13 protein-coding genes are annotated in these 11,484 nt (G+C 73.5%); 2 read left to right on the top strand and 11 right to left on the bottom strand.

Going from position 1 to position 11,484, the window contains the following annotated elements:
* Window positions 1-117 precede the first annotated feature (117 nt).
* Window positions 118-1,446, bottom strand: a complete 1,329-nt coding sequence (locus ACFVQ3_RS13710) for a DUF1254 domain-containing protein (protein WP_387639926.1) — start codon at window positions 1,444-1,446, stop codon at window positions 118-120.
* A gap of 192 nt (window positions 1,447-1,638) precedes the next feature.
* Here ACFVQ3_RS13710 and ACFVQ3_RS13705 point away from each other — a divergent pair, with 192 nt between their 5' ends.
* The gene (locus ACFVQ3_RS13705) at window positions 1,639-2,088 is read left to right on the top strand and encodes a SufE family protein (RefSeq protein WP_387639923.1); all 450 of its coding nucleotides are present in this window, start codon (window positions 1,639-1,641) and stop codon (window positions 2,086-2,088) included.
* A gap of 170 nt (window positions 2,089-2,258) precedes the next feature.
* Here ACFVQ3_RS13705 and ACFVQ3_RS13700 read toward each other — a convergent pair whose 3' ends face one another.
* The 4 genes from ACFVQ3_RS13700 to ACFVQ3_RS13685 form a co-directional block, all read right to left on the bottom strand.
* A complete protein-coding gene (locus ACFVQ3_RS13700) occupies window positions 2,259-2,486 on the bottom strand; it encodes a helix-turn-helix domain-containing protein (protein WP_387639920.1) in 228 nt (75 codons plus the stop codon).
* The gene (locus ACFVQ3_RS13695; protein WP_387639918.1) at window positions 2,486-3,127 is read right to left on the bottom strand and encodes a hypothetical protein; all 642 of its coding nucleotides are present in this window, start codon (window positions 3,125-3,127) and stop codon (window positions 2,486-2,488) included. Before ACFVQ3_RS13695 ends, ACFVQ3_RS13700 begins: the two co-directional genes overlap by 1 nt.
* Window positions 3,124-3,507: a hypothetical protein gene (locus ACFVQ3_RS13690; protein ID WP_387639916.1), complete on the bottom strand. Its 384-nt coding sequence runs from the start codon at window positions 3,505-3,507 to the stop codon at window positions 3,124-3,126. Before ACFVQ3_RS13690 ends, ACFVQ3_RS13695 begins: the two co-directional genes overlap by 4 nt.
* A 135-nt stretch (window positions 3,508-3,642) precedes the next feature.
* Complete coding sequence (locus ACFVQ3_RS13685; protein ID WP_387639913.1) at window positions 3,643-4,086, bottom strand: winged helix-turn-helix transcriptional regulator; 444 nt, start codon at window positions 4,084-4,086, stop codon at window positions 3,643-3,645.
* A 160-nt stretch (window positions 4,087-4,246) separates the two neighbouring features.
* Between ACFVQ3_RS13685 and ACFVQ3_RS13680 the strand changes: the two genes are divergently transcribed.
* Window positions 4,247-4,618 carry a DoxX family protein gene (locus tag ACFVQ3_RS13680; RefSeq protein ID WP_387639911.1) on the top strand — a complete coding sequence of 124 codons (372 nt, stop codon included), beginning with the start codon at window positions 4,247-4,249 and terminating at the stop codon, window positions 4,616-4,618.
* A gap of 103 nt (window positions 4,619-4,721) precedes the next feature.
* Here ACFVQ3_RS13680 and ACFVQ3_RS13675 read toward each other — a convergent pair whose 3' ends face one another.
* From ACFVQ3_RS13675 to kdpC, 6 genes are all read right to left on the bottom strand, one after another.
* Window positions 4,722-5,690 (bottom strand): bile acid:sodium symporter family protein, encoded by a 969-nt coding sequence (locus ACFVQ3_RS13675; RefSeq protein WP_387639909.1) that lies wholly within the window; start codon window positions 5,688-5,690, stop codon window positions 4,722-4,724.
* A gap of 52 nt (window positions 5,691-5,742) precedes the next feature.
* Window positions 5,743-6,513 (bottom strand): SDR family NAD(P)-dependent oxidoreductase, encoded by a 771-nt coding sequence (locus ACFVQ3_RS13670; RefSeq protein ID WP_387639907.1) that lies wholly within the window; start codon window positions 6,511-6,513, stop codon window positions 5,743-5,745.
* A gap of 111 nt (window positions 6,514-6,624) precedes the next feature.
* A complete protein-coding gene (locus ACFVQ3_RS13665) occupies window positions 6,625-7,062 on the bottom strand; it encodes a zf-TFIIB domain-containing protein (protein WP_387639904.1) in 438 nt (145 codons plus the stop codon).
* A gap of 112 nt (window positions 7,063-7,174) precedes the next feature.
* A complete protein-coding gene (locus ACFVQ3_RS13660; protein ID WP_387639901.1) occupies window positions 7,175-7,864 on the bottom strand; it encodes a response regulator in 690 nt (229 codons plus the stop codon).
* A complete protein-coding gene (locus tag ACFVQ3_RS13655) occupies window positions 7,861-10,512 on the bottom strand; it encodes a DUF4118 domain-containing protein (RefSeq protein WP_387640056.1) in 2,652 nt (883 codons plus the stop codon). Before ACFVQ3_RS13655 ends, ACFVQ3_RS13660 begins: the two co-directional genes overlap by 4 nt.
* Before the next feature lie 249 nt (window positions 10,513-10,761).
* Window positions 10,762-11,484 (bottom strand): potassium-transporting ATPase subunit KdpC, encoded by a 723-nt coding sequence (gene kdpC / locus ACFVQ3_RS13650; RefSeq protein WP_387639899.1) that lies wholly within the window; start codon window positions 11,482-11,484, stop codon window positions 10,762-10,764.

Here is an 11,484-nt window from a genome sequence, read left to right as displayed (position 1 = left end):
GCCGCCCCTCCTACCGGACTCGCGCCCCTGGGGCGGGGGGGGGGGCGCCCCCGCCCCCCCCCCGCCGTCGGGCATCCGCCGTGCTCTCCCTGCACCGCGGCGACGACGCGCGGCGACTCAGACCCGGCGCACCGCGGGCGGTACCCAGCGACCGTCGAGCGCCTGCGGGAGCGGCGCGTAGAGCCGCATCGTGACGCCCAGCGGACCTCGTGGCGCGGGAAGCCAGTTGGGCTCGCGGTCCGCTCCCGGGCTCTCGTGCTGCAGGTACAGGTCGAGCGACCCGTCGTCGCCGTACCGCAGGTCGTCGCGGTCGCCGATCGCGAACCGGTCGAGGGCGTTCGCGACCTGGAACCCCTCGGCGTCGTACATCGTGACCGACCAGAAGGCCGCCGCGGGCGGGAGCTGGTCGGCGTCGAAGTGCAGCACGTAGTCGTGGTCCCCGTCCAGGGCCTGGCCGTCCGCGTCGACCGCGAGGAGCGGGTAGATCGCGTCCTCGACGGGGTTGGCCCCCAGCCCCACGAGCGTGACGACGGCCCGCTTGAGGTAGAAGTTCCCGTAGACACCCATGGTGTCGCGGTAGAGCATCCACCCGTTGGCGACGGTCCCCAGCGTCGGCTGCGCCGTGGTCAGCAGGTCCCGGGCGCCGGCCGCCCCGGCCTCGATCTCCGCGATCTCGGCGTCGTCGAACTGCCCGGCGTCGAAGTCCTCGCCCGGGACGATGCCCAGCGCGCCGATGCGGGCGAGCACCGAGAAGTCGGTCAGGTGCGGCGGGTTCGTGTCGAGGAGCCTGGTCGCGTACGTGAAGAAGTCGACCGCGCTCAGGGCGTCGACCAGACGCAGCGGCTCGGTCTGCGTGTCCGCGGTCGGGTCGACCACGAACGGAGGCCGCTCGCCCAGCTCCTGCACCGACAGACCGTCCTGCACCGCGTGCACCGCCGGGTAGTCCGCGACGCCGTTGGTCTGGATGCGCCCGATGACCCACACCTGCGGCGTGGGTGCGACGATCAGCGCGGCGTCCTCCGGGAGGTCGTCGTAGAACTCCGAGAGGTCGCCCTCGTAGTCCGGTCCGACGATCAGGTAGTCCCCCGCGCCCGTCCCCGTGGACCGCTTGCCGATCGTCGCGAAGACCTCGGTCCACATGTCCAGCAGGGGCAGCATGTAGTAGCGGTCGTCGGTGTCGGGCACGTGGAGGAGCACGGGGCCGTCGGTCAGGTCGAGCCACAGGTTCGCGTACAGCGTGTCGAAGTTGGGTCGGACCACGGCCCGGAAGTCCGCGGGCGGGAACTCCCGCAGGTGGTGGAACGTGTTGGGCGGCCCGAACCCTGGCCGGACCCCGGCAGCCAGGTTCGTGGCCTGACGCCGGCTGACGTCCATGGTCACGAGCGGGTACAGGTACACGTACGCCTCGTGGCTCAGCGTGCGCAGGTCGTTCGACAGGGTTCCCATGACGCTCCGTCCGTCCGCGCCGTGCGTCGGCGCACTCGGCCTCAACGTATCCACGGGGAGCGGGGGGTGCGCGTCGAGCGCGGGCTCGGTACCGCGTCCAGGTCGCCGGGCCCGTGAGGTGTGCCCGACGGCGCCCCGTCCGCTGGGCGGTCCGGCGCGGCTCGCGCGCGCCGCGGGTGGGAGGATCGACGGATGACCGACGACGCCGCGACCGACCTGCCCCCGGTCCTCACCGAGATCCGCGACGACTTCCTCGCGCTCGGCGAGCGCGACCGCCTCCAGCTCCTCCTCGAGTTCTCGCGCGAGCTCCCTGACCTGCCCGCGCGCTACCAGAACGCCCCCGGGCTGCTCGAGCGTGTCGAGGAGTGCCAGTCACCCGTGCGTGCCTTCGCCGAGGTCGAGGCCGACGGCGTGCACCTGTACGCGACGGCCCCGGCCGAGGCCCCGACCACGCGCGGGTTCGCGTCGATCCTGGCGCAGGGCCTGGACGGGCTGACGCCCGAGCAGGCGCTCGCCGTGCCCGACGACTACCCGTTCATGATCGGGCTGACCAACGCGGTGAGCCCTCTGCGGCTCAACGGCATGACGGGCATCCTCCTGCGTGCCAAGCGCCAGATCCGCGAGCAGGTCGCGGCGGGTTGACCGCCGGGGCGGGCTGACCGCCGGGGCGGGCAGAGCGTCGCGGCGGGCAGAGCGTCGCGGCGGGCTGAGCGTCGCGGCAAGCCGGGCGCCGCGGTGGGGGTCGCCGAGCCCTGTCCGACGAGACCGGCCGACGACACCCGTCCGGCAGGGCGGGCAGGTCCGCCCGATCCTCAGTCGTCGGCCGGGCCCAGGCTGATGAGCTCGCCGATCGAGCAGTCGAGCGCGCGGCACACCGCGTCGAGCGTGCTGAACCGGATCGCCTTGGCGCGGTTGTTCTTCAGCACCGAGAGGTTCGCGACCGTGACGTCCACGCGGCGCGAGAGCTCGACGAGCGTCATGCCGCGCGACTCCAGCAGCTCGTCGAGGTGGCACACGACGTGGTGCTCGTCGGCGGGCATCAGACGAGGCCCTCGGAGTCGGCCGCGAGGCGCGCGGCAGCCCGCAGGCACAGGGCGAGCGTGAGGAGCACGAGCCCGACCGCGAGCGGTGCGGGGCTCATGCCCGACAGGAAGCCGGGCTCGAGCCATGTGTCGTCCTGACGCACCACGGCCGCGCTCGCGGTGTCCGAGGCCTGCTTGGCGAGCCACTGGGCGAGCGACCCTCCGATCGCGAGGGTCAGGCCGAGGACGGCCGTGGCCCGCGTGAAGACCGTCCAGGTGCCCCGTCGGCGCAGCACGGCGAGGCAGAGCAGCGCCACGACGACGGCGCAGACCACGGTGGTCAGCCCCGCGACGACCTCGGCCGTCACGAACATCGAGAGCGTGTCCGCGGGCAGGCCGTGCAGCAGGAACTCGCCGTAGGAGGTCGCTGTGGGCTCGACGGTCACAGGTGAGCCGGGGCTCGCGATCCCGGCGAGGTCGCCGGGGTTCAGCGAGATCTCGGCCCAGACCGAGCCGCTGGAGCGGATGTGGGAGATCGAGGAGACCGTCGAGGCGATCGTCGAGACCACGACGCCCACGGCCAGGACGAGGGCGCCGATCACCGCGACCCGTGACGCGCGGGACGCCAGGGGGCCCTGCACGGGTCCGCTCGCGCTCACCACGAGGTGGTGAAGACGCAGTCGAGGACGTCGCCCGCCGCGGGCGCCGATCCGGAGGGAGCCGACGACGACTCGAGCGCGTGGGCGCTCTCGGCGGTCACGACGACGGGATCCGCCGCGAGGTCGACGCCGAATCCGGCGTTCTGCGTGACCCCTTCGGCGTCCACGAGGGGCGCGGCGACGAGCCAGAGCCCGTCACGCTCGAACCCGGTGCTCCCCTCGCCGAGCGAGACGCCGGCGCCGAGCACCGACTCGATCGCGGCCGCAGCCCCGGCGGGCACCTCGGTGCAGCCGAGCGAGTCGGCGCGCGCGGCCTTCTCGGCGTCGTCGCCCGAGCAGCCCACCAGGACCATCGAGAGCGCCACCGTGCCGGCGGCCATTCCTGTCTTCCACGCCCTACGAGTCATCACGCACACGCTCCCGCCATATCGTTTATCGAGATGCATCACGATAAACGATATGCGGTCGAGGTGTCCAGCGGAGCCTGCCGAGCACCCGACGACCCGCTCGGGACGTCAACCCTTGTCGCCGTCGACCTTCGCATCGAAGCCCTCGCGGTGGCCCTGGATCTCGTCGGTGTTCTCCATGGCCCACTCCACGAGCGCCAGGACCGGCGGGAGCAGGGTCCGCCCCAGGTCGGTGAGCTCGTAGTCGACCCGCGGCGGGACGACCGCGTGGACGGTCCGGCTCACGAGACCGTCCCGCTCGAGCTGGCGCAGGTTGAGCGTGAGCATGCGCTGGGAGATCCCGCTGATCCCGTGCAGCAGCTCGGTGAAGCGCAGAGGTCCGGACGACAGGGTGCCCAGGATCAGCACGCTCCACTTGTCACCGACGCGGTCGAGGACGCGTCGGACCTCGCTGCTCGCATGGTCGGCGCCACAGCCGCCACCGTCGGGAACGGGCACGCGAAGGGGGCGGGGCGCCTGCGCCGGGTGGGTGCTGTCGGCCGTCGCGGTCATGGGTTCTCCGTTTCTGGACCCACCGGGAACACCGGTGTGCCTTTTGTAGACCTCTTCAAGGTTACCCATGATGTCCTCCGGCACAAAAGGTGACTGACCCTACGGATGGTCACCCGTCCCCTGGTAGGCGCACGCGCCCTCACGACATCGAAGGAACCCCATGAACATCGCACTCTGGATCGCCGCAGGACTGCTCGCCGTCGCCTTCGCCGGCGCGGGCTTCATGAAGCTCACCACCCCGGCCGGCAAGCTCATGGAGCAGATGCGCTGGGTCACGCCGGGACGCCTCGCAGCAGTCCGCGTCCTCGGGGCGCTCGAGATCCTCGGCGCCGTCGGCCTGATCCTGCCGCTCGTGACCGGCATCGCGCCGATCCTCACCCCGATCGCGGCCGTCGGCCTCGCGATCACGCAGATCGGCGCCATCCCGCTGCACGTCCGCCTCGGGGAGAAGCAGTCCGTGCCGGTCAACACCGTCCTGCTGCTGCTCGCCGTGTTCGTCGCCGTGGGGCGCTTCGCAGGCTGGGGCGCGTGACGCCGTCGGGCCGCCCAGACGCGCATCGAGTGTGCAGTTCGGGCTGTCACGGGACCTCCCGGGACAGCCCGAGCTGCACACTCGGCGCAACGGACCGGACGCATCACACCTCGTCGCGCAGCGCCAACCTTCGCGCGAGCACCGCGCACACGATGAGCTGGAGCTGGTGGAAGACGATGACCGGGACGGCGATCGTGCCCGCGACCGCGACCGGGAAGAGCACCGCGGCCATGGGCAGCCCCGTGGCGAGGCTCTTCTTCGACCCGCACATGAGCAGCGCGATGCGGTCCTCGACACCGAGCCGCAGCCCCGCCCCACCCCACCAGGTCACCGCGAGCATGACCACGAGGACGACCCCGCTGATCCCCACGAGCGCCAGGATCGTCCACCCCGAGATCCCGGCCCACACGCCGGCGCTCGTCGCGGCGGCGACCGCACCGAAGACCACGATCAGGATCGTGCCGCGGTCCACCGACAGCGTCAGCCAGCGTCGCGCCCGGATCCACCGGCCCACGAACGGCTGCAGGAGCTGGCCCACGACGAACGGGGCGAGCAGGTGGAGCAGGACGTCGCGCAGGCCGCCCAGCCCGCCCGTCGCGCCGCTCGACGACATGAACCACAGGACCAGCAGCGGCGTCACGACCATGCCCACGACGTTCGAGACCGTCGCCCCGCAGATCGCGCCCGCGATGTTCCCGCGCGCGACCGACGTGAACGCGACCGACGACTGGACGGTCGAGGGCAGCAGCGACAGGAACAGGATGCCCGCCGCGAGCGGCGCCCCGACCACCGGCGTCACGGCCCACGACACCGCGAGCCCCACGAGCGGGAAGACGACGTACGTGGAGGCGAGGATGCCGCCCTGGAGGCGGACGTTCCGCAGACCGGCCCAGACCTCGGTCGTCGACAGGCGCATGCCGTAGACCAGGAACAGCACCGCGACCGCGACGTCGGCGACCGTGTCCACGACCCGCTGGACGTCGACCGGCACCGGGACCACGAGCCCCAGGACCATGGTCGCGACGAGCGCCACGATGAACGGGTCGACCCACTGCTTGAGAACCTGGCGCACGAGGGACGAGTCTAGGTGTCGCCCGGAGCGACGTCCCCCAGCCGGTCAGGAGTCAGAACAGCGTGTACCCGCCGTCGACCGTCACGACCGCGCCCGTCATGAAGCTCGACGCGGCGCTCGCGAGCATGACCACGACCGGTCCCAGCTCGGCCGGCGTCCCCCACCGCTTCATCGCAGCGGGCGCCACGCAGTCGTCGTAGTACTCGGGCTGGTCCACCGGGGACGCCTCCGTGAGGACGTAGCCCGGAGCGATCGCGTTCACGCGGATCCCGTGCGGGGCCCACTCCGCGGCGAGCCCCTTGGTGAGCTGGTGCACCGCTGCCTTCGACGCGAGGTACGCGGGCTGCCAGCGCGGGCGGTTCACGATCTGCGCCGACATGGACCCGACGTTGACGATCGTGCCGCCACGCCCGTCCTCGACCATCTGCCGGGCGACGGCCCGCGAGCAGTACCAGACGCCGTCGAGGTTCGTCGCGAGCGTGCGGTGCCACACGTCGTCCTCGATCTCCAGGGCCGCGCCCCCGATCGAGATCCCCGCGTTGTTGACGAGCACGTCGACGCCACCGCCCTCGCGCCCGACCTGCGCGACGACGTCGTCCACCTGCTCGCGGTCCGTCACGTCGAGCTCGTAGCCGTGCGCGTCGAGGCCGGCCGCGCGCAGGTCGTCGGCCGCGGACCGTGCGGCCTCGATCGTGGTCGCCGTCAGCGCGACGCGGGCGCCCGCCTCCCCCAGGGCCCGCGCGAGGCCGTGGCCGATGCCCCGGCTCCCCCCGGTGATCAGCGCGGTGCGGCCTGCGAGCGAGAACGAGTCCAGGACGGGCATGGGTCTGGTCTTTCCGATCGGGATCGAGGTGAGGGCGTGCGCCGCGGACACCCACGGCACGGAGGGACGACGACGGCGCCGACCCCGCCTGGGGGCCGGCGCCGCGGCGGCTCAGAAGTCGAACAGGTCCTCGAGCCAGGACTCCTTCTTCTTGCGCTTGCGGTAGCGCGGGTCGTCGCTGCGGTACTGGTCGGAGCCGCGGTAGCGGTCGTCCCCGCGGTACTCGTCACGGCGCCGGTCGTCACCCCGGTAGTCGTCACGGCGGCGGTCGTCCGCGTACCCGTAGGGCGCTTGGGGCGGGACCGGGAGCTGCTGCGTCGGCGGGTACTGCACGGGCGGCGGGGTCGCTGCGCGCGCCGCACCGTGCGGCGCGGCCGCCGCAGCGGGGCCACCGGCCTCGGCGGCGATCTCGGCCTCGAGGCTGCGGTCGATGATCTTGTCGAGCTCACCCCGGTCGAGCCACACGCCGCGGCACGTCGGGCAGTAGTCGATCTCCACGCCCTTGCGGTCGGACATCACGAGCACGGTCTGGTCGAGAGGGCACAGCATGACGGGTCTCCTTCGTCGGGTCGAACGCTCAACGGTCGGCGCGCGGCGGTGGTTCCCGCGAGCCCGGGCAGGTCCGGGGCGCGGGGCCGTGCCACAGGGTACGACGGGCGGGTCAGACCTCGAAGAGGTAGCCCATGCCCGGCTGGGTGATGATGTGCCGCGGGTTCGCGGGGTCGTCCTCGAGCTTGCGCCGCAGCTGCGCGGTGTAGACGCGCAGGTAGTTGGTCTCGGCCGAGTACGCGGGCCCCCACACGTCGTGCAGGAGCTGGAGCCGCCCGACCATGCGCCCGCGGTGACGCACCAGGACCTCGAGCAGCGACCACTCGGTCGGGCTGAGGCGCACCTCCTGACCGGCGCGCAGCACGCGACGCCGGGCCAGGTCGATCCGCAGGTCGCCCGCCTCGACGACGGGCTCGGACGCCTCGGCCGGCTGCGCGCGGCGCACCGCGGCCCGCAGCCGCGCGAGCAGCTCGTTCATCGCGAACGGCTTCGTGACGTAGTCGTCCGCGCCCGCGTCGAGCGCGTCGACCTTGTCGTCGCCGAGCTGGCGGGCCGAGAGCACCACGATGGGCACGGCGCTCCACCCGCGTACGCCCGCGATGACCTCGAAGCCCGAGAGGTCCGGCAGGCCCAGGTCGAGGAGGATCACGTCGGGGCGGGCGCTCGCCGCCGCGTCGAGCGCCTCGGCGCCGGTCATGGCCACGGTGACGTCCCAGCCGTGCGCGCGCAGGTTGATCGCGAGCGCCCGCACGAGGCCCGCGTCGTCGTCGACGACCAGCACCCTGTTGCCGTCGGCGCTCATGCGCGCACCTCGCCCTTCTCGTCGTCCGTCACGTCTGCCGTGTCTGCCGGGCCACCGCTGTCAGTGCTCACGGCGTCATCCTCCCGTGCCTCGCGCGGGACGGTGACGACCATGGTCAGTCCGCCGCCCGGCGTGTCCTCGGGCGTGATGGTCGCACCCACGGCCCGCGCGAGGCCGTCGGCGACCGCGAGCCCCAGCCCGAGCCCCTCGCCGGTCGTGTCGCCCAGGCGCTGGAAGGGCTCGAACATGCGGACCTTGGACTCGTCGGAGAGGCCACGTCCCGTGTCGACGATCCGCAGCTCGATCTCCCGCGGGCCGGCCGAGGCCGTGATCCGCACGGGCTCGCCGGGCGGGCTGTGCCGCACGGCGTTCGACGTGAGGTTCGCGACGGCGCGTTCGAGCAGCCCGGGGTCGGTGCGCACGAGGGGCAGGTCGTCGGGCACGTCGAGACGCACGACGCCCGGCCCGTAGGGCTCGACCGCGAGCGGCACGATCTCGTCGACCGACGCCGCGCGCAGGACGGGCCGCACGCTGCCCGTCTGGAGCCGCGAGAGGTCGAGCAGGTTGTCGATGAGCTTCTCGAGCCTGCCCGTCGAGTCCTGGATGGTCCGGGTCAGGGCCTCGGTGTCCTCGGCGTCGAGGTCGACGTCCGGGGAGGCCAGCCCGTCGACGGCCGTGCGGATCGAGGCGAGCGGGGTGCGCAGGTCGTGCGAGACGGCGGCGAGCAGCGCGGTGCGGGTCGCGTCGGCCTCCTCGAGGACGGCGGCCTGGGCGGCCTGCTCGCGCAGCCGCCGGTACTCCAGGACGAGCCCGGCCTGCGCGGCGAACGCCTCGAGGACCTGCCGGTCGCTCGCGGGCAGGGTCCGCCCCCACAGGGAGAGGCGGTGGTGGTCGTCGACGCGCAGCTCGGTGCGCTCGGGTTCGTCCCCGTGCCCGACGGCGGAGCTCTCCCGGGTGCGTCCGTCACCTTCGGCGGGGAGTCCGTCGCCCTCGGCGAGGAGTCCGTCACCCTCGGCGGACAGGCCGTCGCCCTCGGCGAGGAGTCCGTCACCCCCGGCAGACAACCGGTCGCCCTCGGCGCGGCCCGTCGTCGCGACGGTCCGCCACGGGGCCCGCTCCCCCGCACGCGTCTCGAGCTCGACCCGCGACAGGCCGAACGTCTCGGCGAGCCGGGTCACGATGGCCTGCGCGGTGTCCTCGCCCGAGAGCACCGACCGCGAGAGCGCGGCGAGCGTCGAGGCCTCGGCCCGGGCCCGGTACGCCTGCACGGTCCGTCGCGCCGCGAGGTCCACGACCGACGCGACGGCGGCCGCGACGAGCACGAACACCAGGAGCGCGAGGAGGTTCTCGGGGTCCTGGACCGTGAGGAACCCGGTCGGGGGCGTGAAGAACCAGTTGAGGCACAGGAACGACACGACGGCCGCCGCGACGGCGGGCCACAGCCCGCCCACGAGCGCGACCCCCACCGAGCCGGCGAGGAACAGCATGAGCTCGGTCGAGAGCGACACGTCGTCGCGCAGCAGCCAGAAGATCCCGGTGAGGACGGCCGGCACCACGAAGGCGAGGAGCCACCCGGCGGCCCGGCGCCGTCGGGACAGCGCCGACCACCGTCCGCGCAGCAGCCGACCGGCCCGAGCCTTCTCGTGCGTCACGAGGTGGACGTCGATCGTCCCGGCGAGCCGCGCGATCTCGGTGCTCGACGACCCGAGCAGCGCCTCGCGCCACCGGGAGTGCCGCGAGACGCCCACGACGATCATGGTCGCGTTGACGCCCTGCGCGAAGTCGACGACGGCCGACGCGACGTCCTCCCCCACGACCGTGTGGAACGTCCCGCCGAGCGACTCGACGAGCTCGCGCGACGCCGCGATAGCAGCCGGTGCCGCGCTGGGCAGCCCGTCCGTGGCCAGGACGTGGACCGCGACGAGCTCGGAGCCCGCCGCGCGCTGCGCGATCCGGGCGCCGCGGCGCAGCAGCGTCTCGCCCTCCGGCCCCCCTGTGACGGCGACGACGATGCGCTCGCGCGCGGGCCACGTGCCGACGATCGCATGGTCGGCCCGGTAGCGGGTCAGGGCGTCGTCGACGCGGTCGGCGAGCCACAGGAGCGCGAGCTCGCGCAGGGCCGTGAGGTTGCCCGTGCGGAAGTACGACGACAGCGAGGCGTCGATCTGCTCGGCCCGGTAGACGTTGCCGTGCGCGAGGCGACGGCGCAGCGCCTGGGGCGAGAGGTCGACGAGCTGGATCTGGTCGGCGTCGCGCACGACCTGGTCGGGCACGGTCTCGCGCTGGCGCACGCCCGTGATGGCCTCGACGTCTCCCGTGAGCGACTCCAGGTGCTGCACGTTGACCGTGGTCACGACGTCGATGCCCGCGGCCAGGAGGTCCTGCACGTCCTGCCAGCGCTTGCGGTGCCGCGAACCGGGCGCGTTGGTGTGCGCGAGCTCGTCGACCAGCGCCACCTGGGGCGCACGGGCGATCACGGCGTCGACGTCGAGCTCGGTCAGCTCGACGTCGCGGTGGCTCACGACGCGGCGCGGTACCACCTCGAGGTCGCCGATCTGCGTGATCGTGGCGGACCGCCCGTGGGTCTCGACGAGCCCCACGACCACGTCGGTGCCGCGGGCTCGCCGCCGGTGCGCCTCGCCGAGCATCGCGTACGTCTTGCCGACGCCCGGGGCCGCCCCGAGGTACACGGTGAGCACCCCCGGGCGGCGAGCGACGCCGTCGGGCCGGGGTGTGATCCCCGCAGCGGCGGGACCTCCCTGCCCTGCCGGGGACGCGCCCGGGCCCGGGTGCCCCTCCTGGGGGCTCCCGGACCCTGCGGCCTCATGACCGTCGCGCGGCTCAGGCACGGGGCACCCGTGCCGTCCGGTCGACGGCGCGGGGCGTCGTGCGTGTCGTCATGGGTTCATCTTCTCCGAGTTCTCGAGCGCGAGGTTGAGCTCGAGCACGTTGACACGCGGTTCACCCAGGACGCCGAGGTCGCGCCCCGCGGTGTGCTGCGCGACCAGGTCGGCCACGACGGCCTCGTCGAGGCCCCTGGCCTCGGCGACGCGGGCAACCTGCAGGGCCGCGTACGCGGGGCTGATCTGCGGGTCGAGGCCCGACGCCGAGGCCGTGAGCGCGTCGGCGGGCAGCGACGCGGGGTCGACGCCGTTGAGGTCCGCGAGCGCCGCCCGGCGCTCGTCGATCGAGGCGACGAGCTCAGGGTTGAGGGGCCCGAGGTTGGTGCCCGCGGACGCGAGAGTGTCGTAGCCGTCGCCCGCGGCCGAGGGGCGGCCGTGGAACCAGGCCTCGGCGTCGTCGGCCGCGGCGAAGTCCTGCCCGATCAGGGCCGAGCCCACGACGGGCGCCCCGTCGGCGCCGGTGTCGGTGATCGACGTGGCGTGCGTGCCGTCGCTGCGCACGAGCGAGCCGTTCGCCTGCCACGGCAGGGCGAGCTGCCCGACGCCCCACACCGCGAGCGGGTAGGCCACGCCCAGGAGCAGCGTCAGGACGAGCAGGACGCGCAGTCCCGCGAGGGTCTGACGGAAGAGCGAGGCGGCACCGGCCGAGGCCGAGGGGCGCGCGAGGGGGGAGGGGCGTCCGGGGACGCCCGCGGGGGTGGAGAGAGTGCCAGGCAT

The organism is Oerskovia sp. NPDC057915, assembly GCF_042887685.1.
Classification (GTDB): domain Bacteria; phylum Actinomycetota; class Actinomycetes; order Actinomycetales; family Cellulomonadaceae; genus Oerskovia.
Note: the sequence above shows the minus strand (reverse complement) of the source record. Positions and strands in the feature narration are given on the sequence as shown.